We start from the raw sequence: 25,350 nt of genomic DNA, 5'->3' as shown, positions 1-25,350 counted from the left end.
TAAAACATGTTAATGGGCACCTTATCAAAAAGTAAGGTTTATTAACTTACAATTTTCGTGTTTCTAAAATTATTTAAGGAGAAAATATGTCACTTTCAAGAAGAGAATTTCTTAAAAGTTCAGCGGCGGCGTCTGCAGCAGCAGCGATTGGTATGAGTGTACCAGCGGAGCTAGAAGCAGCAGCAGCAGAGGCTGAAGGCGACTGGAGATGGGACAAGGCAGCTTGTCGTTTCTGTGGTACTGGTTGTGGTATTATGATGGCAACAAAAAACGGTAAAATCGTTGCTGTTAAGGGAGACCCAGCTGCTCCAGTAAATCGTGGTCTTAACTGTATTAAGGGATACTTTAATGCAAAGATTATGTACGGTGCGGATAGACTTACGCAACCACTACTTAGAGTTGATGCAAATGGAAACTTTGATAAAAAAGGTAAGTTTGCTCCTGTATCATGGAAAAGAGCTTTTGATGAGATGGAAGTCCATATCAAAAAAGCACTCAAAGCAAGTGGTCCAGAGGGTGTTGGTGTATTTGCTTCAGGGCAATACACTATCATGGAAGGTTATGCTGCATCAAAAATGATGCGTGGTGGTTTCCGCTCAAACGCATTTGACCCGAATGCACGTCACTGTATGGCATCTGCTGTTGTTGGTTTCTACCAAACATTTGGTGTGGATGAGCCTTCTGGTTGTTATGATGATATCGAGCTTACTGATACAATCGTATCTTGGGGTTCAAACATGGCAGAGATGCACCCGATTTTATGGTCTCGTGTAACTGATAGAAAGTTATCTGACCCTGAGCGTGTAAAAGTTATCTCTATCCAAACATATACACATAGAACTTCTGACATCGCTGATATCGAGATTATCTTCTCACCAAACACTGACTTGGCACTTTGGAACTATATAGCTAGAGAAATTGTTTACAGAGATGATGCTGAAAAAATCATCGACTGGGATTTCGTTAAAAAGCATATGATTTTCACAGTTGGACCTGTAAACATCGGTTATGGATTGAGAAGAGAGGGTGAAAAATCTCTTAAAGATGGTAAATACACCGCTGCTGAGATGGAAATTATCTCTAAAGAGATGAAGACTATCGTTTCAGAAAAAGAGGGTCCTGCGCTTGAGCCATACGGCTACAAAGCTGGTGACACTATGAACCACCAAGCAGGAACACTCGGTCACTGGGAGATCTCATTTGAGGATTATAAAAAATCTCTTGCACCTTACACACTTGACTACACAGCAAAAATTGTAAAAGGTGACCCTGATGAAGATATAGAAAAGTTCAAAGCAAAACTTCAAGAACTTGCAAACCTTTATATCGAAAAAAATAGAAAAGTTGTCTCTTTCTGGACAATGGGTATGAACCAGCACACACGTGGTACATGGGTAAATACACTCTCTTATAACGTTCACTTTATGCTTAACAAACAAGCAAAACCAGGTGATGGTGCATTCTCACTTACTGGTCAACCATCAGCTTGTGGTACAGCTCGTGAAGTTGGTACATTTACACACAGACTTCCTGCGGACATGATGATTGAAAATCCTGCACACAGAAAGATTACTGAAAACAAGTGGAATATTCCTGAGGGTGTTATCAACCCAGTGGGCGTACAACACATTATGAAAATCCACCGTGATATCGAAGATGGTCTTATCAAATTTGCATGGGTAAACGTTTGTAACCCTTACCAAGATACAGCATCTGCTGAGCACTGGATTAAAGCAGCACGTGAGATGGATAACTTCATCGTAACTTCTGATGGTTACCCAGGTATCTCTGCAAAAGTCTCTGACCTTATCCTTCCATCTGCTATGATTTATGAGAAGTGGGGTGGTTACGGTAACGCTGAGCGTCGTACACAACTCTGGAGACAACAAGTTCTTCCAGTAGGTCAAGCTATGAGTGATACTTGGCAGTGGATAGAGCTCTCTAAGAGATTTACAGTAAAAGACATGTGGGGTGAATGGAAACCAAGCGGTCCAAGAAAAGAAGCACTTCCGAGTGTTATAGAAAAAGCAAAGGCGATGGGTTACAAAGAAGATACAACTATGTTTGAGATTCTTTTTGCTAACGATATTGCAAAATCATATAAACTTGACCAAAATGACCCTATCCAAAAAGGGTATGACAATACTGAGGGTTACGGAGACAGCAGAAAAGTTGTTGGAAGTGACGGAAAAGTATTTGAAGGTTATGGCTTCTTCGTTCAAAAATATCTTTTTGAAGAGTATGCAGCATTTACACGTGGACATGGGCACGACCTTGCACCATTTAACATGTACCATAAAGTTCGTGGTCTTAAGTGGCCAGTTGTTGATGGTAAAGAGACACAGTGGAGATTTAACGTGAAGTATGACCCGTATGCTGCAAAAGCTGCAAAAGGGACAGATCATACGCATGCATTCTACGGAACACTTGCAAAAGCGCTTAAATTTGGTGACTTAAAAGGTATGGATAAAGCGACAGAACAAAAGTCACTTGCAAACAAAGCAAAAATCTTTGCACGTCCATATATGGATCCACCAGAAATGCCAGATGCAAAATATGACACTTGGTTATGTACAGGGCGTGTGCTTGAGCACTGGCACTCTGGAACGATGACTATGCGTGTTCCTGAACTTTACCGCGCTGTTCCTGAAGCTCTCTGCTATATGCATCCAAAAGATGCTGAAACAAAGGGCGTCAAGCAGGGTGAGCTTTGCTGGGTTGAATCTCGCCGTGGCAAGGTAAAAGCAAGGGTTGAGACTCGTGGTAGAAACAGACCTCCAAGAGGACTTGTGTTTGTTCCATGGTTTGATGAAAAAGTGTTTATCAACAAAGTTTGTCTTGATGCGACATGTCCAATGTCAAAACAAACAGACTATAAAAAGTGTGCAGTAAAAATTTACAAAGCATAAACCAACAAAAAAATTAAAGGAGAGGGAGTTCTGCTTAGCAAAACTCCCTGCAAAAGATGACAGCAAGAGAAGAAAGCGATAGAAGAAAGTTTATTTTGAGAATGGCAAGAGGTGCAGGAATAGCTGCTCTTGGCGGTTTCGTGTGGAGTGCGTATGTTGATGAAGTAACAGCTTCTCAACTTCTTTTGCGTCCACCTGGAGCTATCAAAGAAGAGGATTTTCTAAAAACTTGTATCAAATGTGGGCTTTGTGTTGAAGCTTGCCCATACGATACGCTATTGTTGGCAAAACCAGGTGATCATAAACCTTTAGGGACACCCTATTTTATCCCTAGAGACATCCCTTGTTATATGTGTCCTGATATTCCTTGTGTTCCTGTGTGCCCAACAGGTGCACTTGATGAAGCGAGTGTCACAACAGATGGAAAACTCGATATTAACATAGCTGAAATGGGACTAGCAGTCATCGACAGAGAGACTTGTATCGCCTTTTGGGGCATACAGTGCGATGCGTGTTACAGAGCATGTCCGATTTTAGGAGAAGCTATATCTGTTGAGTACAACAAAAATGAGAGAACAGGAAAGCATGCATTTCTTACCCCAGTTGTTCATGCTGACGCATGTACCGGCTGTGGACTTTGTGAGAAAGCGTGTGTTACTGAAAAGCCTGCTATTTTTGTACTTCCAAAAGAGGTTGCAATGGGCAAAGCTGGTAACTACTATATCAAGGGCTGGGATAAAAACGATGAGAAGAGACTCGAGGATGCGACCGAGATTAAAACAAAAACTGAATTAAGCAAGGAAAGTGCTGTTGATTCTTTAAATGATGAAGAGGTTTTATACAAATGAGAACACTTTGGAATAATTATCGATATCTTTTTTTTAGAAGAACCACACAAATAGGCTTGCTTTTTCTCTACTTTGGTGCAAATGCATGGGGTTGGACTGCTTTGATGGGAAATCTTAGCTCCTCCTCAATTTTGGGCATTATTCCACTAAGTGACCCGTATGCTGTACTTCAGATGCTTGCAGCAGGTGCTGTTTTAGCGGTAGATTTGGTTGTTGGCGCGCTTATCATTACCATCTTTTACTTTGTAGTAGGTGGTCGTGCTTTTTGTAGTTGGGTCTGCCCTATCAATCTTGTCACGGATGCAGCTGCATTTTTGAGAAGAAAGATAAAAGTAGATGATTTTGCAAAAAAGCAACCAGCAACACGTAACCTTCGCTACTGGGTTTTAGCTTTAAGTCTCATCATCTCATTTGCTATGGGTGTAGCTGCTTTTGAGTTTATATCACCGATATCTATGCTTCATAGAGGCATTATATTTGGGATGGGTTTTGGATGGGCAGCAGTGCTCATTATCTTTAATTTCGATCTTTTAGTTTTAAAAAATGGTTGGTGTGGACATATCTGCCCACTAGGTGGATTTTACTCACTTGTTGGTAAGTATAGTTTAGTAAGAGTACACCACACACAGGAGAACTGTACACTTTGTATGAAATGTAAAGTTGTTTGTCCTGAGCAACAGGTTTTGTACATGATAGGAAAAGAGACTATGCCAGTCCTCTCAGGGGAGTGTACAAACTGTGCACGATGTATAGAAGTGTGTGATGATGATGCTCTTAATTTTTCAATCAGAGATCTCATAAAAAATAATAAATCGGGAGAATAAAATGAAAGCAATGGGGAAAATAACAATCGGCTTAGTAGCTGCTGCGCTCCTTAGTGTAAGTTGTATGGCAGAAAGCGGTAAAAGTGCACAAAAAGAGGTAGTAAAGCCTTCAATTAGCGAAGAGTCTTTAGGTCTTAGAAAAACAGATATCTACACTGAGAGCAATACAGTAGCAGATAAAACTGCGTATGGTACTGCTCAGGCTACAACAAGTACAAGAATCAAAAGAGCGTTTCAAGATGCTCCTCCAATGATTCCACACGATACAGTAGGTATGCTTCCAATCAAAGCTGGTGATAACAGTTGTGTTGGATGTCACATGCCAGAAGTAGCTCCAGCGATGGGTGCAACTCCGATTCCAGTATCACACTTTACAGACTTCAGACCAAGAGGAAAATTGGTCAATGGCGTTTTTGTTGAAGCGGTAAATAACTACAAAAATGAAGTTTCTATCACAAAACATGATACACTTCAAAATGCCAGATTTAACTGTTCTGCTTGCCATGCTCCACAATCACAAGGTAAGTTAGTTGTTGAAAATACTTTTGAACCGGTATTTACATCAAAAGACGGTGCGGACAAATCTACATGGGATGAGAAAAAATATACAAATTCTCTTAACACGGTCGGTGCAGCAAGTTTTGTTACTGAGGATGACTTAGCAAACAAAAACTCTAAAGCTGGCACACTAGGTGATGCAGCACACTAATGCAAAGAAGAGAGCTCTTTAGCTCTCTTGCTTCTCTTCACAAAGAAGAAAAAAAGCAAGAAGAGTTTATCCGTCCTCCTTACTACAGTGACCTATCTCTTTTTCACAATGAGTGTAACAAGTGTGACGCTGCTTGTGCCACTGCTTGTGAAGAAGATATAATTGCTATTGCTAGCGATAAAACTCCTTATCTTCTCTTTACAAAAAATGGTTGCACCTACTGCGACAAATGTGCCGAGGCGTGTCAATTTGGCGTTTTAACACTCGATGCAAAAAGTCAAATAGCTGCAATAGTAAGCATCAACAAAGAGAAGTGTTTAAGCTGGGATCACACCATGTGTTTTTCTTGCAAAGACCCATGTCTTGAAAATGCGATTGACTTTAAAGCGATGTTTATGCCACAAATAAACGATAAATGCACGGCTTGTGGCTTTTGCATTAGCAGATGTCCAACAGATGCAATTGAAATAAAGGTATTATCATGAAACTTCTCTTAAGTATCACTCTTCTATGTGCTTCACTTTTTGCCGTACCTCTTAAACAGCCAGTGGGTAGTTTTGAAGGGAGTGGTTCTGTTGTGGACATAGTTTACAAAAATGGCAAGATTTACAGTGCCACGGCTGCTAGCAGTGTCGATATATTTGATTTTGAAACAAAAAAACTCTTGCAAAAGATAGAAGTGCCAAAAATAATCGACTTTGCTGGAGATTTAGTTCACTCCAAAGTCTATTCAGTTGACGTGATAGAGGATAAAATCCTTATTCTCTCGCAAGACAAAGATGGATTTAGACGTATTCATATTCATAAAAATGACAAAACAGAACTACTCTTTGATACCAACGAAGCTCTTGCCGTAGCAAAAGCAAAATTTTTAAACAAAGATACGATTCTTCTTGGGCTTTTAAGCAATGAACTCATCTCCTATGACATCAACAAAAAAACATACAACTGGTCCCTACAGGTCTCTGGAGCGAAGTTTTCTGACTTTGTTTTAAATGAGCAAAAGAGCGAAGCTGTCGTAGCTGATGAGAGCGGGGATCTTAAAATTCATGATACAAAAAACGGCAAACACCTCAAACTTCTAGCAGACCAAAATCTTGACAATGTTTTTCAGGTTGACTACAAAAAAGGGGTCATCGCAACTGCAGGGCAAGATAGAAGAACGGTTATTTACGTTCCAAAAGTCAACTCTGCCTACTTTGTAGAGTCTGGATTTCTTATCTATAGTGTAGGTCTCTCTCCAAGTGGCAAAACTGCTGCTTTTGCATCTGATGAGCTCAACAACGTTACTGTTTTTGACACCATCACCAAAGCAACGCTCGGAAAGTTTGGTGGCAATAAAATGACACTAACTAAGATTATATTTATCGATGAAGATAGATTTTTGGTTGGTAGTGATGATAAAACCATTAATTTATATAGTATAAAATAAAATTACCAAAAGGAGAGTAGTTATGGAATTTAATGAGAGTGAATTTTTGATAGAGACAGAAGTCCCGCATGATGAAGTTATCGTCTCAAGAACAGATTTGAAGGGTAATCTTACCTTTGCAAATGAGCTTTTTTGCCAAATTAGTGGCTATACTCCCGATGAGCTTTTAGGAAAGCCGCATAAAATTGTACGTCACCCAGATATGCCAAAAGCGGTTTATAAAGAGATGTGGGACACGCTTAAAGAGCAAAAACAGTGGGTTGGAGTTGTGAAAAATCTCAGAAAAGATAGAGGTTTTTACTGGGTTAAGGCGATTGTTTCTGGTGTCTATAAAGATGGAGTGCTTGTGGAGTACAAATCACTAAGAGCACCTATTACGCATGATGAGAAGTTAGCGCATCAAAAACTCTATGACAAAATGCGCCAAGAGAGTGGCGAGAGAGTAAGAAAAGTTATCTACCAATAAATTTTAAACAACAAGGATAGAGAGATGAATGTATCAAGTATAGTAGTTAAAACTGCCCCAAAGTATATAGATGAAGTAGTGCAAAGCCTAAAAGATTGTGAAGTTTGTGATTATCATATGCATGATGGTCAAGGAAGGATTATCATCACTATCGAGGGTGAAAATGTTGCAGAGGAGCTTGAAAAACTAAGAGTTATTGAAGCAATTCCACATGTGGTTACTGCTGATATGCAGATGTCTTATAGCGAAGATGAGCTTGATGCACACATGGAAGTGATAGAGGGTGGTAACGCTGTTCCTAAAATGCTCGATGATGAAAATGTCAATATCGCCTCCATGAAATACAATGGAGACTTAAAGACCAAAGATGATTTGATAACATTTACAAAAAAATTTGACGCAACAGAAAGGTAAGCTTTGTCTGCAGTATTTGAATCAACGATAAAAATGGTACAAAACAGTCGTGAAGATTGGTATATAGAGTTGAGAGATCTCTTTGAAAACAAGATTGAAATTTGTGCAGATTTGCAAGAGTACTCAAAAAAGATAGAGGAGTTAGGCGCACTTTATGGCGGCAACATAGAGGTAAGATGGACAAAAGACCTCAACGTTCCTCCCTACGTCATGGACACTATCCGCTTTGAGATGTCAAAACTTCAACGTGAGCTTGAAGAAGAACTTGGCGAACCAATCATCAAAGGGAACTAAGAGATTTGGAAGCAAAAGCCATACAAACACTCAGTTATCTCGGGTACGATGAGATTCAAAACCATCTTAAGGGTGTCTCACATATCATTATGGCTGCCCCTGCTCCCAAACATTTTCAAGAGACTCCCATCCACTTTACCCTCTTTTTAAATACGCAAGAGAATTTACCACAAGAGATTCAAGAAGCTGTTTTTGGCAAGTTTTTAGAGGAACATAGTATCACAAATCCTCAAGAGATTATGAGTCAGATGATGCCTGTGGGATTTGGTAAAGGCACACATGAAACGCATATGCCTCTTCTTCTAGTCAAACAAGAGGATATGCAAAATATCCCTCACACACCTATGTTTGTGATGGACTTCTTAGCAGATTCTAAGAACTTCAGTGAAGCCAAAACAAACGAACTCACTGGATGGAGCTACGTTTATGAGAGCTAATCTTTAGCACACATCGCCTCTACCTCTTCGATGCTCTTAGCAATCGCAGAGGAGAGATTTTCACACCCATCTTTTGTTACTAAGATATTATCCTCAATCCTGATTCCGATGCCGCGATATTTCTTTGGCACGCTTTTGTCGTTCGCATCGATGTAAAGACCTGGTTCTATGGTTAAAACCATCCCTTTTTGCAACGGTATCTCTTGGTTTTTTGCATCTCTGTAGGGTGCTGGGTCATGTACATCGATGCCCATCCAATGCCCTATTCCGTGAGGATAATACTTTTTATGTTTCTGTTTTTTGATAAGCTCTTTAACATCTCCACTTAAAATCCCAAGCTCTACCATTCCCTTTGTCAAAAGTCTCTCAGCACTCTCTTGTAGATGGCTTCTCTTTACAAAAGGTTTAATCATGCGAATGATTTGGAGTTGTGTCTCTAAAACTAGCATGTAGAGCTCCTTTTGTGCCTCGCTAAACGCACCATTCACGGGGATAGTTCTTGTGATGTCGCTAGCGTAGTAGTTATGCTCACACCCAGCATCGATGAGGATAAGCTCACCACTCTCAAGTGCTTTGGAGTTTTCTATGTAGTGAAGCGTATTTGCATTATTCCCACACGCAACGATAGAGGTGTATGCATCGCTATAGGCAGCATTCATCTTAAACTCATGCTCTATCTCTGCTTGAAGATGGTACTCGTATCTGCCTTTTTTCGCTATATTCATAACCCTATGATGCGCTTTTGCAGTGATGGCGATGGACTCTCTGATAAGCTCTATCTCCGCGGCAGATTTGTAGAGCCTCATCTTTTGAATGAGAGGGAGGATGTCATGCTCTGCTTGAAATGATTTCGCGATTTTTATCATCTTTTTCAGACCGCTTTTTTTGGCATTTTGCTCATAGTAGAGATTTTTTTTCTTGCCTCTATACTCTAAAAAGATTTTTTTAAAATCCTTCGTTGCATAGACCTCATCGACTAAAAATCTCTTTTTTGCCTCTTTTTCGCCAAGGCGTTTTCCGTTCCAAAGCTCTAAGGTCTTCTCTTTTTTTTGCACAAAAAGAATCGTCTTACACTTTGTACTGCTCTTTACAAAAAGGAGGATAGCATTATCCTCTTTGAAGCCCGTAAGATAGTAGAAGTTGCTATCTTGTCTATAAGGGTGTTCTGTGTCGTGTGAACGCGTTACTGCCTCTGCACTAAAGAGTACCGCTAGAGAGCTTTTTGCTAACTTTTTAAAAACTTTATCTCTGCGCTTTTTGTATTCACTCTCCAAAATCATCTGCATCTCTCCTCAAGCCATGCTCTCTTGTTTGCAACAATCTCTCCAAGAGCCTTTTTATATGCTTCTACCCCTCCAGAAGCATCCGCTGTTTTTGTTTTTACTTTTGAGCGAAAGGTTTTTGTTGCGATAGCAGTAGATGTTTTTGTATCAACAAGTGTGAGCGAGATAAGGAGATTGACATAAGAGCTGCTCATATCGGCAGTATAAAGCTGTGTAAACTCCTCTATATTTGTCTCTAAGACCAAATCTGTCTTTACTCTGGAGCCAAATGGGTGGACACTTCCAAAGAGCTCAAAATCTCTTATGCTTGAAAAGAGTTCTGAGGTGATAAAACTATTTACAGACTCCTGCCACTGTGACTGTGAGTAGGCAAAAACCTTACCATTTGCCTCGGTATATTCCATCTGCAAAGAGAGAAGTGAAGCGGCACTAAATGCTTGCGCCACCTTGAGTGATTTTGCCCTGCATCCTTGAGCGTTGCTCTTTGCCACACTCTCTTGCAATGTCATCCTATACTCAGCCACTGTTGGCTTAAGTGTTGTACATCCTAAAAAAAAGAGCCCTACTGCCATATATACAAAAAATCTCATGCTACTTCTCCCCTGGTCCTTTTTTCATCTGCTCTTGCAAAAACAAAATATCCGATGGACTTCTTTCATGCTTTTGGAGCGTCTCTTCTATCTTTATCATAAGAGTTTGCATCTCTAAAAGCGTGTTATTCATCGTCGGTATAAGCTCGCTTGTCATCTCTTTAAAGTTAAAATCACCGCTTTTAACCGCATTGTTGATTGTGTCCATGGCCCCGCGGATACCGATATAGCTCTGCATAATAGAGCCAAAAGAGCCTGCTACACGGTCTTCCCAGACGATACTGTTATCAATTAACTTTGCTATACGTGGCATCATTGCATCAAGTTTTGCTGAAGAGCTCTCTAAATTTTTCATCGTTTGCTTTAAGCTTCCTACTGTCTCATCGTCTAAAATATCATTGAGTTTTGAAACAAAAAGCGCACTGTTTTTTAAAAGAAGCGTTATCTCTTCTTGATTTTTATCTCTTAGTAGCAAGTTAAAATTTTTAAGTGTATCTGAGAGTTGTAGTGTAATGTCGCCTAGACTGTTTTCAATCTTGATAAGTAGAGACGGAATAGTTTTTATCACTGCAAATTCTTCGCCCTCGGTATGCTTGAGTGGCTCTGCACTATCATCACCAAAACTTAGGTTGATGTAGCTCAAACCCGTGATGCCTTGTGATGTGAGTTGCGCCCTTGTGGAAGATTTGATAGGTGTTGATTTGAGTATGCTTACAAGCACTCTTACCTCTTCAGAATTTTTAGGATTTATGGAGAGTTCAGTTACTTTACCCACACTTATACCTCTGTACTTTACAGCTGCATCGAGATTTAACCCTAAAACAGACTCCTCAAAGTAGATAGCGTATGTTCGCATCTCAACCTCTTTGGATGGCTTTAAGAGCCAGTACCCAAATCCCAGCATCAAGCCAACTCCCAAAAGCATTAAAAAACCGACTAAACTGTAATTGACTCTATTATTCATAAATATTACCTCTGTACACCGCTAAAAAAAGTTTTGATAAAATGATTTTCAACGCCAAATATATTATCTAAATTCCCCTCATAGACTACTTTTTTCTCATCCAAAACTGCCGCATAGTCCAGTGTATCATAGATGGAGCGCAGATCATGCGAGACCATAACGATGGTGAGCCCAAGAAGATCGCGCAATTTCAAAATCAAAGCGTCAAAATCACGAGCGGAAATGGGGTCAAGTCCACTTGTGGGTTCATCCAAGAAGAGAAGTTTAGGGTCCATCGCAAGAGCACGTGCCAGAGCTGCTTTTTTCTTCATTCCACCGCTTATTTGGGATGGGTAAAGATAGGCATCTGAGGCTTTTAGTCCCACGATATTGATCTTAAATGCTACTATTTCACTAATCATTGCCTCAGACAAATCACTGTATTCGACTAAGGGGAGCGCTATGTTATCGCGAATATTGAGTGATGAGAAGAGTGCACCCGCTTGAAACAGCACTCCCCACTCCCTACGAAGGCTCATGGCATCATCGTAGCCAATATCTTGAAGCTTTTTTCCCAACACCTCAATCGCACCACCATGAAACTCCTGAAGCATAACCATCTCTTTAAGAAGCGTAGTTTTACCGCATCCGCTAGGACCTAAAAGCCCGTAGATACTCCCTTTTGGAACACTAAGAGAGATGTTTTCATGGATTATTCTCTCATCAAACTGCGTTTTTAGTCCTCTGACTTCAATGACATTTTGCATTATATTCCCAAATTCGTAAAAGCGATAGAGAAAACCGCATCACAGATAATGACTGCAAAAATGGATTCAACAACGCTTTTTGTCGTGTTAAACCCGATGCTTTGCGTATCGTCTTTGACCAACATTCCCCTATAAATAGCTATAGAGGCAATCAAAAATGCAAAAAATGGACCTTTAAAAATTCCCACTAAAAAGTGCTTTATCGCTATAACTTCACTAAATCTCTCTAAAAACATCTCAACAGTGATGCTCATATCAAGATTTGCAACAACCATACCGCCAATAATAGCCATTATATCGGAGACAAAAATCATAATGGGCATTGTTATCATAAGGGCGATTATCTTTGGAACAACTAAAAATCTGTAGGGGTCAAAACCCATCGTCTGCATCGCCTCTAGCTCTTGTGTTATCTTCATCGCGCCTATTTGCGCAGTAAATGCCGAGCCGCTTCTGCCTGCAATAACTATTGCGGTAATGAGAGGAGAGAGCTCACGTAAGATAGAGAGTCCAAGCATATCTACGATAAAAATATTTGCTCCATAAAGCTTTAACTGAACAGAGGACTGATACGCAATAACAACACCAATCAAAAAACTTGTCAGCGCGATGATACCAAGCGCTTTAAGAGCACTTTCGTTGATTTCAAAAGCTATTTCTTTAAAGCGAATATTTTTATAAGAGAAAAGATAGTGCAATTTATGCATAAAAAGCTCACCCATAAATGCTAAAAAGGAGAGAAAACTGAGGTAGCTTTTATAGCCGCCCACACCTAGTTTTTCAACCATACTCCTCTTTTTTTTCTTTGGTATAGTCTCTTTTTGACTCTCCTGTTTTTGGGTGAGTTGTAGCATTGCGAGAACACTCTGATGTTGGCTCTGTATCTCTACGCTTAACTCTTTTGCATGAAAATGGTTTTGAAGATGGTTTAAAAAAAGAGCTCCCGCAGTGTCTAAAAACTCAAGTTCAGACAAATCAAGAATGATTTTCTTCTCTTTAGAAAAAGATGTCCTCTCTATCTGCTTTTGGTAGCTTGTGAGGTTATAGAGGGTGAGCTCTCCTGTGAACTTTAAAGAGAGCGCATCCTTTGTATCGATAAATCTAAAAGATGAAGCGTTCATAAAAGAGGGTTAAAAATCTCTTTGTAGAAGTTTTTTAACCTTTAAAATCGTGATAATCTTATCTGCCTGTTTTCCAACGCCATCAATCGCCGTATCATCGCCGCTTGCCGTATCAGGGGCTGGTCCTATGTTTGATTTTTTAATTCTTATCGCCATTGTAAGTCTATCGATAACAAATCCTGCGATATCGTCTCCATCACGCATAACGATAAATCGCGTCTCTTCGTTATGTTTTTTAGGACTAAGTCCAAATTTCGTACGCAAATCAATAAGAGGTATAACAGCGCCACGCATATTAAAAACCCCAATCACATACTTTGGAACTTGCGGCACTCTTGTCCATGGAAATGGTTTGATAATCTCCTGAATCGAGAGAATAGGCACTGCATACTCCTCATCCCCGATAACAAAACCAACTAACTGTACAACATCATCTGTATGCGTTAAGTTTTCGCTCTCTTTTTGGCTCTGTTTTTTGATAATCTGTTTTAATTTATCGCTCATTTTAAAAACTCCGATTTAAAATTGATATTTCTTTGAACCACGCTCATAAGATAGTCAGCAGAGTACGGCTTTGTGATGTACTCAACCATACCAGATTCAACACCGCGCATACGGTCAGATTTGCCTGTGCGTGACGTAACAGCGATGAGAGGGAGATTTTTATATCGGTTATACTTTTTAATCTCTGTCGCCAAAGAGTAGCCGTCCATTCGCGGCATCTCAATATCCACAAGCATCGCATCAAAGTTATGGTCACCCTGTTTTAAGATGCTCAGTGCTTCTTGACCATCACCTGCTTCAACCAATGTAACGCCTAGTGGCTCTAATGCTTTTCTCATGATAGTTCTATCTGTTTTAGAGTCATCTACTATCATCACGGTGTAGTCACTCGCTTTTGTTTTGTCACGTGTAAGGAGTGCAACATCCGACGTCGTATCTACAATCGCTGATGTTTTTACATGTTTTGCCATATCCATAATAGCAACAACGTCAACGATAAGCGTTACGCCGCCATCTCCACGGATAGTCGCTCCTGCAATACCGTTGATGCCCTTGAGAAACTCTCCGAGAGACTTGATAACAATCTCCTCTTGCCCGACAAGCGTGTCCACAATAAGACCAAGTTTACTTGCACCAAGACCAAGAACAACAACATAAGCATACTCGCTTGAGTCTAAAATGCGCTCTACTTCAAAAATATCACCAATATGCACAAGTGATAAAACATCCTCACGCAGCCTCATAACAGAGCGTCCCTCTACTGTATAAACTTCATCTTTTGAGATACGCACCGTCTCTAAAACAGAAGCAAGAGGGATAGCGTAGTGCTCCTCTTGAACACCGACAAGAAGCGCTTGAATAATCGCCAATGTCAGAGGAATTTTGAGCTTCATAGACGTACCGACACCTATCTCACTATCGATGTCAATGATACCGTTAACTTTTTCTATGTTTGTCTTTACAACGTCCATACCGACACCACGACCTGAAACGTTTGTAACAACTGCTGCCGTAGAGAACCCTGGCTTAAAGATAAGACCAAACGCCTCTTTATCGCTCATATTATCCGCTTCTTTTTCGGTAATGAGCCCTTTTTCAAGAGATTTTCTCTTGAGCATCTCTGTGTCAAGTCCTTTTCCGTCATCATCGATTTGGATAACGATTTGGTTTCCTTCATTGTATGCTTTGAGCTTAATCGTACCTGTCTCGTTTTTGCCCTGTTCTGCACGGATATGCGGTGCTTCGATGCCATGGTCGCATGAGTTTCGGATAATGTGAACGAGCGGATCGCCTATCTCTTCAACGATAGATTTGTCAAGTTCTGTCTCTTCACCCGATATCTCAAGTTCTATCTTTTTGTTGAGTTCACGACCAAGGTCACGAATCATTCTTGGAAACTTGTTAAATACTTTACCAATAGGAAGCATTCTTGTCTTCATAACCGCGATTTGAAGGTCTGTTGTAACGATAGAGACGATGGAGACAACTTGGTTAAGCTCCTCTAAAAAGCTCTCACCCTCATAACGCTCTTCCACATCATCGTTAATCTTGATCAGTCTGTTTTTCGCAAGAACAAGCTCTCCTATGAGGTTCATCAAATGGTCAAGTCTCTTCACATCTACACGGATAGTTTGCTCTACTGTTGACTGCTTTTTCGCTGGAGAGCCCGCTCTTGCATCGTCACTTCCCTCTGAATCATCCCCAAAAGAGGCAGGTTTACGTGCAGGAGTTACAACGGCAGGAACTTTGACAACAGGCTCATACTCCTCTGCATCATCCTCTTCCTCTGATTTTGCACTTGCGTTTGTGCCTGAGTTTTTTTGCTCTCTTTTTACTTTATCTTCTGCTTGTCTTTGTTGTAGTAGTCTCTCAATTTCTGCTTCTAACTCATCTGCGTCCATATTTTCATAGTCAGGTTCATCTTGAGGTGCTATTTGAGGCGTCTCCTCTTGGACTACCTCTTCTACTTTTTTTGCCGCAGCAGGTTTTGCAGCAGGAACTTCCAAATCCACCTCACCCTTTGCACATTTATCAAGTCTTACAACACAACCAGAGACATCGATACCATCATCTGAACTTGTATCACGAATCCTAACAAGAAGCGCTTTCATAAGGTCGATAGACTCCAAAATCACATCCATAATATTTGGGCTAATAATCAACTCACCATGTCTTGCTTTGTTGAGAACATCTTCCATATGGTGCGTAAGATGCGTTAAAACATCAAAATTTAAAAATGATGAAGCACCCTTAACTGTGTGTGCAACACGAAAGATTCTGTTTAAAAGTTCCAAATCATCTGGTCGCGTCTCAAGCTCAACCAAATCCTGATCTAACTGCTCAATAAGCTCAAAAGATTCAACTAAAAAATCTTGCAATATCTCTTGAAATTCATCCATCTTTACACTCCTACTTCATATGAGCACGAACAATTCGCGCTACTTCTTTATAAAATGAACTCGCCTTAAACTTCACTAAGTAAGCTTCACCGCCAGCTTCAACTCCTCGTCCCTCACTGAAATGGTCGCTAATAGAGGAGTTAAAGACTATCGGAATATCTGTAAATCTTCCATCCTCTTTCACATTTGCCGCAAAGTGAAAACCATCCATCTTCGGCATCTCAACGTCAGAGATGATTATCTTGAGCGTTTTTGCGATTTTTTCACCATAAATTTCATGGAGTTCATTAAGCTTTTGAAGCCCCTCTTCGCCATCTATGGCTTCAAGAACATCAAAGCCCATATTCATCAGTGCTTCTTTGACAATTTTTCGTGCTGTTGAGCTATCATCTAGTACAAGTGCGAGCCCTGAAAAACTCTCTATCTCTGTATTGTCAAACTGTGTGTCCGGTTCATAAAGACCAAGGTCTTGAACAACGCTCTCTAAGTCTAAGATAAGCAGAACGTTATCACCCTCTATTTTCGTTACACCCGTGATTTTGTTTCCTTCTAACGAGGAGGAGCTACTCATAAAAGAGGCAGGCTCTATGTCAGCCCAACTGATGCGTCGAATCCTCTTTGCTTCATGGACGATAAAACCGATAAGAACGTTGTTAAATTCAGTAATGATAACACGTGAACTTTTTTCCATATCTTCGGGTTGTTTGATTTTCATCCATTTTGCCAAATTGACAACAGGAATAACTACGTTTCTAAGGTCAAAAATCCCCTCGATAAACTCTGGTGTTCCTGGTAAATCAGTCAATTTTGGCAGTTTGATGATTTCGCGGACTTTTGAGACATTGATGCCGTAAATCCCCTCATAAACTCTGCCCTCTTCTTGTTTGAAAATGCGGAAATCTACAAGCTCCATCTCATTTGAGCCGACTTTTAATGAATTGTCTATATCCATATCCTAAATCCCTTTTGAGAAATTTTTTTCTTCTAACAACTCTCTATTTTGAGGCGATTTTACTATAAAGTATCTTTGATTGCAAGCAAAAGCACCGAGATTGATATAGATGAAACCGTCCATCTCTATGGTTTTGTTTTGGTGAAAATGCCCCTCTATGAAGTAGTCGCAAATATATTTTGCCCCTAGCCTCTTTTGCATAAATCTTTTCAAACCGACAAACTTTCTGCAATCATCTTTTTTGCTCAAGTAAGCATCTAAGCGTTTTAAAATCGCATGTCCAAAAAGAGTGTCCAAAAAGGAGAGCAGATGTAAAAGAGTGCTGTTGCGAATCGTTTTGGCATAGATTTTATATCCCAAATCGCCCTCTATATCGCCATGCGCAAGAAGGATTTTTTTGCTCTCGTAGCTGCATGCCACGGGCTGCTGTTCGATGGGAAATATTTTGACATTTGGAAAAATAGAAGCGAGGTTAAAATCGTGGTTTCCCTCAAAGTAGAAGACCTCTATGCGCTGGGCTATCTCGTTGATGAGCCCTATCGCCTCTTGGTTTTGTATGTGAGTGTAAGGAACTTCCCCAAAAAGCGCATCAAAGATGTCGCCCATCAAAAAAAGCTGTGTTGCGTGGATATTTTGAACGTAAATCTCTCTGAGAAAAGTCAAAAGTTCGGGACGTTTGTGGGAGTAGTGCGCGTCTGCTACGACAAGCGCACCCTCTTTGAGCGTGATACTATGGGACATACGCTATGTTTGGGATACCCAAATCTTCATCAAGCCCCATCATCAAGTTTGCGTTGGCTACTGCCGCCGATGACGCACCCCTCATAAGGTTATCTATGGCACTTGAGATAAAGAGAAGATTGCCCCTTCGCTTGACATAAATATCGCAAAAATTTGTTCCTGCGACATTTTTCATATCGACTGGATTTTTGCTTGCACGTACATGCTTTGCATCTTTGTAAAACTCTTCAAGTACGCTAGAAGCATCAAAATCACCCTCAACCTGTATATAAATAGAGCTTAACATACCACGAGTAAGCGGACAGAGATGCGGTACAAAATGAACCTCATCAAGCGTTACGCCTAGCTTGTGAGCAATCTCCGGAGCATGTCTGTGTGAGAGAGGATTGTAGGCAAAGAGGTTGTCGTTAACGTTTACAAAGTGCGTCACATCGCTAAGTTTTTTACCTGCACCGCTCACACCTGTTTTTGAATCAACGATTATCGGAGTGCCTTTTACTCTTCTGCTTAAAAACGGCAAAACACCCAAAACCGCCGAGGTTGGAAAACAGCCTGGGTTTGCGACAAGTTTTGCACTTTTGAGCTCTTTAGCAAAAAGTTCAGGAAGCCCATAAACCGCATGCTCTAAGTTTTTGGTATCGGTATGAGGGCAGTAAAACGTTTCATAGATATCTTGAGGAAGTCTATAATCAGCCGAGAGATCAACAACTCTCAACCCTTTTTCAAGAAGCGGTTTGACATACGCCATTGCCGTTTGGTGCGGAAGTGCCAAAAATACAAGCTCACATGCAGCGGCACAAGCATCGAAATCCGCCTTTTGTACATCCATAGAAGCAACTTTTGCAAGAGATGGATGGAGCTTCTCCAAAGTTGTTCCGCCCTCTGTGTTGGCAACATAAGAGAGATGAAACTTTGGATGTTTGAGAAGAATCTTGACAAGTTCAAGCCCCGTATAACCGCTCGCGCCTATAACGCCTACATTAATGACACTCAAAGACAATCTCCTGATATTTTACTTCAACAACCTCAAACTCTTTTTGCCCGTTTGGAAGCTGAACCTTCACATCGTCCCCCTCTTCTCGCCCCAAAAGCTGTCTTGCCAAGGGAGAGTTAAACGAGATAAGTCCCATATCCGGGTTGGATTCGCATCCACCGACAATTGTGTATGTAAACTCCTCCTCCGTGTTGACATCGCAAACAACTACGGTTGACCCAAAGCTTACCTTTGCATGTTCAAGTTCGCTTGGGTCAACAATCTTGGATGAACCTAAGAGTTCTGCAAGTTCCGCCAACCGCAAATCGATGAGTTTTTGGTTCTCTTTTGCCGCATGATATTCGGCATTCTCTTTCAAGTCGCCATGCGAGAGTGCCTCTTCAATATCTTTGACAATCTGTGGTCTTCTCACGTCTCTTAGGTACTTTACCTCTGCTTGAAGTTTGTTGTACCCAAAAAGTGTCATCGGTTCGATTTTTTCCATCTCTATTTCTCTGTTGTTGATTTTTTTTGCGCCATTATAGCAAATTCACTCTTTTTTCATCTTCGAGAGGTCAAACTCTATCGTCTCATCTTCGCACTCTATGGTAATGATGCACTTTGCTTTGCTTATTTTTTTTGCTTTTTTAATGTTTTGCAGCAGCATTATATTCTCTTTTGAGATTGGGTCATGGGCATAGAGTGTCTCATCTTCAACATAAAAAATCCGTCCGCCGCCGCATCCATCGCCTATGATTCCCTCACATGCAAGAGGGTTTGTCTTAAAGTTTTCCATTTTTTTTCTCCTTAGCATTCCAAGTGCCTCTGCACACATCACAAGTCCAAAAGTTGCCGTAACCCCAATAAAACTTGCTTTTTCTTTTGTTTTTGCCTCTTCTGCGCTAAAGATGACTTTATATTTTTTGTTGAAGCCTCTTTTTTTGAGTTCGTAGCGGATTTTTGCGCCGAATTTGTCGCCGTAACTCTTCCAGATATCGCCAACTTCTACTTTTGTGGGGTCTAGCCGTTTTGCGCTTCCAAGGGAGGAGATGAGTTTTTTGTGGCACTTTTGCGCAAGAGAGAGTTTGGGTTTGATGTCGTCTATGGCATCCAAAACCACGTCATACTCGCTAAAGTCAAATGCCCAAACCCACGCCTCGTCTATCTTTGCGTTTATGATTTGTATGTGCGGGTAGTGTTTTTGGAGTGCGTGGACTTTTACCTCTCCCTCATGAAGCTCTGAGTGGAGTTGACGGTTTTGGTTGCTCATGTCGTACGTGTCAAAATCAACAATCGTTATATGCCTAACGCCGCTTCTGCAAAGACAATCAAGACAGTGTCCGCCGACACCGCCGACACCTAAAAGCAGAACTTTCGCATTTTGAAGTTTGGCAAAATCATCCCCGAAAAGGGGCTTTATGCGCTCGTATTTCACTGTTCCAGCCACTCTTTGAGTCTGTTCATACTTTTGTATGCGCTCATATCAAGTTGAATGGGCGTGATGGAGATATCGCCGCTCTCTATGGCTTCATAGTCGCTTATGCCCTCATTGCCTGCACGTGCGGAGAAGTTGAGCGGATGCAGACCCAGCCAGTAGAACTCTTCGCCTCGTGGGTTTCTATGTAGATGCGAATCGTTGGCGTACATCCTGTATCCAGAGTATGTCAATACCATTTTTGCATCTTTTTTATCCGCTCCGTCAATGTTTGGCGGGATATTTACATTTAAAAACTCACGCTCAGGAAGAGGAAAAGAACCCTCTCGTATCTTTGTAACGAGCTTTTTAATCGTCTTTTGTGCCAAAGTAAAATCACCTTGGGGATCCGTAAAATCCATAACTTGCGATATAGCGATGGAAGGGATATCATGCAAAACCCCCTCCATCGCCCCCGCCGCCGTTCCTGAGTAAGTGATATCTTCTCCCATATTTGAGCCACGGTTGATACCGCTGATAAGCAAATCAGGCTTTGAATCCACAAATATCGCACTAAGCGAGAGATAGACACAGTCACTCGGCGTACCGTCATCAAGCTTAAAAAAGTTATCCCCAACCCCCACAAAACGCAGAGGTCGCACAAGCGTCAAAGAGTGCCCGCAAGCTGATTTTTCATTTGCAGGTGCAACTACAGTCACATCCACGCCCTCAAGCTCTCTAAGAGCATCCACAAGCGCCAACAAACCGTTTGCCTCGTAACCATCATCATTTGTTACCAAAATTTTATATCTATTTTCATTTTTCATAACTGCTATTCTAACATAAGAGTTCTTGCAAAACTAAAAACTAAGCGAACGATTCTGCAACGGAAGGGTCACAACAAGCAAAGCGGTTGTGGGGTACCCACCGTGAAGCCTTAGTGAGCGTGTTTTTAGTTTTGCAAGAACTCTCCACCACATACTTGACATAACAACTTCTATTAGTGTAAAATTACGGCATCAAAATCGTAATGAATTTATTTTTACGCTTTCTCAATTTCCCAAATTCCGCAGGGCAAAAATCCAAAACGTTAAGGCAGTCGTATATATGAGCGAAAATACCACGCAACAACCTCGCAAAGTCCAAAATCCTAAAACCAACGCAAACCCAAAATCAAGAACGCACAACCCAGTCAAGGGTGTCAGTGTAGAAGACCTTCGTATCAAAAGTATAGAAGAGTTAACGGCGATGGCGGATGAGCTAGCTATCGAGCAGCCAAATGAGCTAAAGCGACAAGACCTCATTTTTGAAATCTTAAAAGCACAAACTGAGCAGGGTGGTTTTATCCTCTTTATGGGTATTTTGGAGATTATGCAGGATGGTTATGGTTTTATCCGCTCTATTGACAAGAGTTTTGATGAGAGTATCAACGACGCATACGTGTCAAATACCCAAATCAAGCGCTTTGCTCTTCGTAACGGAGACGTTGTTACCGGTCAAGTGCGCCCTCCAAAAGAGCAAGAGCGTTACTACGCCCTCATCAAGATAGAAGCAGTCAACGGTCTTCCTCCTGAAGAGAGCAAAAAAAGACCTCTCTTTGAAAACCTCACACCGCTTTATGCAACAGAACAAATCAAACTAGAGTACAGAGAAAAAGGGCTGACAGGTCGTATGATGGACCTTTTTGCACCTATCGGAAAAGGGCAGCGAGGACTTATCGTTGCACCTCCTAGAAGCGGTAAGACGGAGCTTTTAAAAGAGATCGCTCACGGTATCACTGCCAACCATCCCGAGATAGACTTGATGGTTCTTTTGGTGGATGAGCGTCCTGAAGAGGTAACCGACATGGAGAGAAGTGTTAAGGGCGAGGTTTACAGCTCCACTTTTGACATGCCTGCAAAAAACCATGTCAAAGTAGCGGAGATGGTTATAGAAAAAGCAAAAAGACGTGTTGAGCTTGGGCGCAATGTTGTTATCTTGCTTGACTCTATCACACGTCTCGCACGTGCCTACAACACGGTCACGCCATCAAGCGGCAAGGTTCTCTCCGGCGGTGTGGATGCAAATGCGCTTCATAAACCAAAGAGATTTTTTGGGGCTGCAAGAAACATCGAAAACGGCGGCAGTTTAACCATCATCGCAACCGCACTTATCGACACGGGAAGCAGAATGGACGAGGTTATCTTTGAAGAGTTCAAAGGTACTGGTAACTCTGAGGTTGTGCTTGATAGAAAGATAGCCGACAGACGTATCTTCCCTGCTATCGATATCCTCAAATCCGGAACTAGAAAAGATGAACTTCTTGTCTCTCCTGAAGTTCTACAAAAAGTATTTATCCTCCGTCAGATGATGCACAAACAAGATGACGAGGTGGAAGCACTCCGTTTTGTTTACTCGACAATGGGCAAAAAACCGACGAATGCAGAATTTTTAGAAAGCATGAACCCAAATCAGTAAACTATGAAAGTAGGCGTATTTGACAGCGGTATCGGCGGCTTAACTGTTGTAAAATCTCTCTTAGAGCATAGGCTTCTTGAGGAGATTGTCTATTTTGGTGACACTGCGCGTGTGCCTTATGGCATCAAAGACAAAACAACCATCATCCGTTACGCCATAGAAGCGGTGGAGTTTTTCAAAAATTTTGAACTTGACCTCATTATCGTTGCATGTAACACGGTCAGCGCTCACGCACTCACAGAGATGCGAGAGGTTGCATCATGCCCAGTCATAGGCGTTGTTGAAGCGGGAATCCTAGCAACATCCAATGCACTTCGTGACAAAGAGTCCAACATCCTTATCCTTGGAACAAAAGCAACTATCAACTCAAAAGCGTATGAGATAGGACTTAGGGAGCAGGGATTTACAAATCTTCAAGCAAAAGCGACAGGGCTTTTTGTACCCATAGTAGAAGAGGAGATTTACGAGGGCGCAATTTTGGAAGCAACTTTTAAACACTATTTTGACGCTCTTAAAAAGCCAGACGCTGTTATCTTGGGGTGTACACACTTCCCTCTTATCACAGATGCTCTGCAAAACTACTTCTCAAATGAAACAGTTTTTATCCATTCAGGCGATGCAATAGTAGAACAGCTGGAGAAAGATTTTGACTTTCATACAAAATACACAACAACAAAACTAGAATTTTTCGCCTCTGAAAACCCAGAAGCACTTAAAAATGTCGCTAAAAAGTGGCTGCACCTCTAATCTTTTTTTTCGTAATCATTAAGAAATAAACACCTATTACAATTTTGGTATCGCTACTTTAAGGGGTCTGCTCTTATGCCAAAACTCTCTATTAAAATTCAAATTCTTCTTCTTGTGTGTGTCTCTTTGTTTCTTTTGGCGCTCATAACATCTTCTCTCTCCGGTTCAAAAAGCAAAGAGGCGCTTATGGCGCAAAGCTACGCAAAACTTACCGCTTCAAGAGATATCAAAAAACATCAAATTGAAGACTTTTTCAACAAGTGTGTCAAAGATATTGAGATTTTGGCACACAGTGACAATCTTCAAAATTTGACTTGGGATTTGCTAAGTGTTTTTAATGAGCTTGAGGTAACAGAAGAGGAGCTATTTCCAGTTAAAGACTCTTCTGCACTAGAGGAGCGTCTTCCTCATGAGACCTACTTTCAAAAGTACTATAAAGAGTATGGTTACAGTGACATCTACATCGTTTTGACTAAGGGCGGGCATGTCGTTTACAGCGGTGCAAAAAAGGAGGATTTTGGCGCAAACCTGCACAAAGGATCTCTCAAAGACTCTCCGCTTGCGCAAATCTATGAACAAACACGCACCAACAAACGCACAACATTTCTTGATATGCAAAAATACTCTGTTGATGGCAACACTCCAGCTATGTTTATAGCAACACCGGTTAAGGTAGGTGCTGAAATGCAAGCAGTGCTTATTTTTAAGATAGACACCACGCAGATAAGCAAGATAGCAAACTATAGAAATGGGTACGGGGCAACGCAAGAGGATTATCTGGTGGGTTCGGACAAACTGATGCGAAGCGATAGTTTTCTTAGCCCCACAACACACTCTCTAAGTGCCTCTTTTGCAAATCCGTCTGTGGGCAGAGTAGATACAGAGGCGACTAAAGAGGCATTTGGAGCAAAGAGCGATACCAAAATAGTTGTTGATTACAACGGGCACAAGGTGCTCAGCTCTTATGCTCCGCTGCAAATCGGAGAGGATTTTACTTGGGCAATTCTTTGTGAGATAGATGAGGCCGAGGTGCTTGAGACACCAAATAGCATCCAAAGCAGCATCATTATATCCTCTTTGGCAATACTGGGCGTTATACTCGCACTTGCTCTGTTTTTAGTAAATCACAGCGTCATCAAACCTCTACAAAATTTCCAAAACAGCCTCTTAAACATCAGCACGACACATAACCTCACTATCAAAGCAGATGAAAACGTACCGCTTGAGCTCTCAAAAATGGCATCAAGTTTTAACACACTTATAGTAACGCTCAAAGATTTGATACAGACATCAAAAGCAAGTTCAAATGAAAACGCCTCTATCTCACATGAACTCTCAACCACTGCATTTAAAGTTGGAGAGAATGTTGAAAAGTCCGTTGTCGTCATCGATAGAGCAAGTAAAGAGGCCGATGTAATCAAAGGTGAGATTGACAGAGCTATCGATGAGGCAAACGAGAGCAAAAAAGAGATAGCAAGCGCAAATAAAAATCTTAGTTTGGCAAGAGAAAAAATAGCACATTTAACGAACCAAGTCCAAAAAAGTGCAGAGATAGAGAGTGAGCTTGCCCATAGAATGCAAACACTCTCTCATGAGGCAAATCAGGTAAAGGTTGTTTTAGAAATCATCTCGGATATCGCCGACCAGACAAATCTTTTAGCTCTAAACGCTGCCATAGAAGCAGCGCGCGCGGGTGAGCATGGAAGAGGATTTGCCGTGGTTGCCGACGAAGTGCGCAAACTTGCGGAGAGGACACAAAAAAGCCTCACGGAGATCAATGCAACCATAAATGTCATCGTTCAATCCATTATGGACGTAAGCGCTCATATGAATATCAACTCAGAAGAGATTCAGACTTTGGCACAAAGCGCATCTGAAGTAGAATCAAAGATAAACGAGAGCGTAACAACCGTAAATAGAGCAGTGTCTATAAGCGATAAAACTATCGGCGACTTTGAAAAAACACGAAGCAACGTGCAAAACATCGTCTCACAAATAACTCAAGTCAACACTATCTCATCACACAACGCAAGAAGTGTAGAAGAGATTGCAGCCGCAGCAGAACATCTCAACGCCATGACAGATACATTGCGCTCCAAACTTGAAATTTTTAGAACCTAAAGAAA

The 25,350-nt window shown here is 41.2% G+C and carries 26 protein-coding genes; 13 read left to right on the top strand and 13 right to left on the bottom strand.

Going from position 1 to position 25,350, the window contains the following annotated elements:
* Positions 1–86 precede the first annotated feature (86 nt).
* From napA to AC6H4V_RS03105, 10 genes are read left to right on the top strand one after another with little or no spacing between them, the layout of a single operon-like run.
* Positions 87–2,909 (top strand): nitrate reductase catalytic subunit NapA, encoded by a 2,823-nt coding sequence (napA, locus tag AC6H4V_RS03150; protein WP_497607434.1) that lies wholly within the window; start codon positions 87–89, stop codon positions 2,907–2,909.
* Between the two features lie 56 nt (positions 2,910–2,965).
* Complete coding sequence (gene napG / locus AC6H4V_RS03145) at positions 2,966–3,757, top strand: ferredoxin-type protein NapG (protein ID WP_428730149.1); 792 nt, start codon at positions 2,966–2,968, stop codon at positions 3,755–3,757.
* Positions 3,754–4,581 carry a quinol dehydrogenase ferredoxin subunit NapH gene (napH, locus tag AC6H4V_RS03140; RefSeq protein WP_428730150.1) on the top strand — a complete coding sequence of 276 codons (828 nt, stop codon included), beginning with the start codon at positions 3,754–3,756 and terminating at the stop codon, positions 4,579–4,581. Before napG ends, napH begins: the two co-directional genes overlap by 4 nt.
* 10 nt (positions 4,582–4,591) lie before the next feature.
* Positions 4,592–5,290: a nitrate reductase cytochrome c-type subunit gene (locus AC6H4V_RS03135; protein WP_497607433.1), complete on the top strand. Its 699-nt coding sequence runs from the start codon at positions 4,592–4,594 to the stop codon at positions 5,288–5,290.
* The gene (locus AC6H4V_RS03130) at positions 5,290–5,775 is read left to right on the top strand and encodes a ferredoxin-type protein NapF (RefSeq protein ID WP_428730152.1); all 486 of its coding nucleotides are present in this window, start codon (positions 5,290–5,292) and stop codon (positions 5,773–5,775) included. The genes AC6H4V_RS03135 and AC6H4V_RS03130 overlap by 1 nt, the downstream gene beginning before the upstream one ends.
* On the top strand, positions 5,772–6,722 hold the full coding sequence (locus AC6H4V_RS03125; RefSeq protein WP_497607432.1) for a WD40 repeat domain-containing protein: 951 nt from the start codon (positions 5,772–5,774) through the stop codon (positions 6,720–6,722). The genes AC6H4V_RS03130 and AC6H4V_RS03125 overlap by 4 nt, the downstream gene beginning before the upstream one ends.
* A gap of 22 nt (positions 6,723–6,744) precedes the next feature.
* Entirely contained in the window at positions 6,745–7,188 is a 444-nt protein-coding gene (locus AC6H4V_RS03120) for a PAS domain-containing protein (RefSeq protein ID WP_428730154.1), read from the top strand.
* Positions 7,189–7,212: 24 nt separating this feature from the next.
* The gene (locus tag AC6H4V_RS03115) at positions 7,213–7,602 is read left to right on the top strand and encodes a chaperone NapD (RefSeq protein WP_428730155.1); all 390 of its coding nucleotides are present in this window, start codon (positions 7,213–7,215) and stop codon (positions 7,600–7,602) included.
* Positions 7,603–7,605: 3 nt separating this feature from the next.
* Complete coding sequence (locus AC6H4V_RS03110) at positions 7,606–7,896, top strand: hypothetical protein (protein ID WP_428730156.1); 291 nt, start codon at positions 7,606–7,608, stop codon at positions 7,894–7,896.
* A 5-nt stretch (positions 7,897–7,901) separates the two neighbouring features.
* Positions 7,902–8,333 carry a hypothetical protein gene (locus AC6H4V_RS03105; RefSeq protein ID WP_497607431.1) on the top strand — a complete coding sequence of 144 codons (432 nt, stop codon included), beginning with the start codon at positions 7,902–7,904 and terminating at the stop codon, positions 8,331–8,333.
* Here AC6H4V_RS03105 and AC6H4V_RS03100 read toward each other — a convergent pair.
* From AC6H4V_RS03100 to surE, 13 genes are read right to left on the bottom strand one after another with little or no spacing between them, the layout of a single operon-like run.
* Positions 8,330–9,619 carry an aminopeptidase P N-terminal domain-containing protein gene (locus tag AC6H4V_RS03100; protein WP_497607430.1) on the bottom strand — a complete coding sequence of 430 codons (1,290 nt, stop codon included), beginning with the start codon at positions 9,617–9,619 and terminating at the stop codon, positions 8,330–8,332. The genes AC6H4V_RS03105 and AC6H4V_RS03100 overlap by 4 nt on opposite strands.
* Positions 9,610–10,206 (bottom strand): ABC-type transport auxiliary lipoprotein family protein, encoded by a 597-nt coding sequence (locus tag AC6H4V_RS03095; RefSeq protein WP_497607429.1) that lies wholly within the window; start codon positions 10,204–10,206, stop codon positions 9,610–9,612. Before AC6H4V_RS03095 ends, AC6H4V_RS03100 begins: the two co-directional genes overlap by 10 nt.
* Before the next feature lies 1 nt (position 10,207).
* The gene (locus tag AC6H4V_RS03090; protein ID WP_497607428.1) at positions 10,208–11,170 is read right to left on the bottom strand and encodes an MlaD family protein; all 963 of its coding nucleotides are present in this window, start codon (positions 11,168–11,170) and stop codon (positions 10,208–10,210) included.
* Positions 11,171–11,175: 5 nt separating this feature from the next.
* The gene (locus AC6H4V_RS03085; RefSeq protein WP_428730161.1) at positions 11,176–11,916 is read right to left on the bottom strand and encodes an ABC transporter ATP-binding protein; all 741 of its coding nucleotides are present in this window, start codon (positions 11,914–11,916) and stop codon (positions 11,176–11,178) included.
* Complete coding sequence (locus AC6H4V_RS03080) at positions 11,916–13,037, bottom strand: ABC transporter permease (protein ID WP_497607427.1); 1,122 nt, start codon at positions 13,035–13,037, stop codon at positions 11,916–11,918. The genes AC6H4V_RS03085 and AC6H4V_RS03080 overlap by 1 nt, the downstream gene beginning before the upstream one ends.
* 9 nt (positions 13,038–13,046) lie before the next feature.
* On the bottom strand, positions 13,047–13,541 hold the full coding sequence (locus tag AC6H4V_RS03075) for a chemotaxis protein CheW (protein ID WP_428730163.1): 495 nt from the start codon (positions 13,539–13,541) through the stop codon (positions 13,047–13,049).
* Positions 13,538–15,940 (bottom strand): hybrid sensor histidine kinase/response regulator, encoded by a 2,403-nt coding sequence (locus AC6H4V_RS03070; protein ID WP_497607426.1) that lies wholly within the window; start codon positions 15,938–15,940, stop codon positions 13,538–13,540. Before AC6H4V_RS03070 ends, AC6H4V_RS03075 begins: the two co-directional genes overlap by 4 nt.
* A gap of 10 nt (positions 15,941–15,950) precedes the next feature.
* Positions 15,951–16,892 (bottom strand): chemotaxis protein, encoded by a 942-nt coding sequence (locus AC6H4V_RS03065; RefSeq protein ID WP_428730165.1) that lies wholly within the window; start codon positions 16,890–16,892, stop codon positions 15,951–15,953.
* Positions 16,893–16,895: 3 nt separating this feature from the next.
* Positions 16,896–17,633: a UDP-2,3-diacylglucosamine diphosphatase gene (locus tag AC6H4V_RS03060; protein WP_497607425.1), complete on the bottom strand. Its 738-nt coding sequence runs from the start codon at positions 17,631–17,633 to the stop codon at positions 16,896–16,898.
* Positions 17,623–18,627 (bottom strand): N-acetyl-gamma-glutamyl-phosphate reductase, encoded by a 1,005-nt coding sequence (argC, locus tag AC6H4V_RS03055; protein ID WP_497607424.1) that lies wholly within the window; start codon positions 18,625–18,627, stop codon positions 17,623–17,625. The genes AC6H4V_RS03060 and argC overlap by 11 nt, the downstream gene beginning before the upstream one ends.
* Positions 18,614–19,111, bottom strand: coding sequence for a transcription elongation factor GreA (greA, locus tag AC6H4V_RS03050; protein WP_497607423.1), 498 nt, complete (start codon positions 19,109–19,111; stop codon positions 18,614–18,616). Before greA ends, argC begins: the two co-directional genes overlap by 14 nt.
* 45 nt (positions 19,112–19,156) lie before the next feature.
* Positions 19,157–20,053: a ThiF family adenylyltransferase gene (locus AC6H4V_RS03045; RefSeq protein WP_497607422.1), complete on the bottom strand. Its 897-nt coding sequence runs from the start codon at positions 20,051–20,053 to the stop codon at positions 19,157–19,159.
* Entirely contained in the window at positions 20,038–20,847 is an 810-nt protein-coding gene (gene surE / locus AC6H4V_RS03040) for a 5'/3'-nucleotidase SurE (protein ID WP_497607421.1), read from the bottom strand. Before surE ends, AC6H4V_RS03045 begins: the two co-directional genes overlap by 16 nt.
* 280 nt (positions 20,848–21,127) lie before the next feature.
* Between surE and rho the strand changes: the two genes are divergently transcribed.
* From rho to AC6H4V_RS03025, 3 genes are all read left to right on the top strand, one after another.
* Positions 21,128–22,477, top strand: a complete 1,350-nt coding sequence (rho, locus tag AC6H4V_RS03035; RefSeq protein ID WP_497607420.1) for a transcription termination factor Rho — start codon at positions 21,128–21,130, stop codon at positions 22,475–22,477.
* A gap of 3 nt (positions 22,478–22,480) precedes the next feature.
* A complete protein-coding gene (gene murI / locus AC6H4V_RS03030) occupies positions 22,481–23,224 on the top strand; it encodes a glutamate racemase (protein ID WP_497607419.1) in 744 nt (247 codons plus the stop codon).
* Positions 23,225–23,299: 75 nt separating this feature from the next.
* Positions 23,300–25,345, top strand: a complete 2,046-nt coding sequence (locus tag AC6H4V_RS03025) for a methyl-accepting chemotaxis protein (protein WP_497607418.1) — start codon at positions 23,300–23,302, stop codon at positions 25,343–25,345.
* The last annotated feature ends 5 nt before the right edge of the window (positions 25,346–25,350 follow it).

The sequence above is a fragment of the Sulfurimonas lacustris genome (assembly GCF_059705355.1).
The sequence above is the reverse complement of the archived record's forward strand: the minus strand, read 5'-3'. Positions and strand labels throughout refer to the sequence as shown.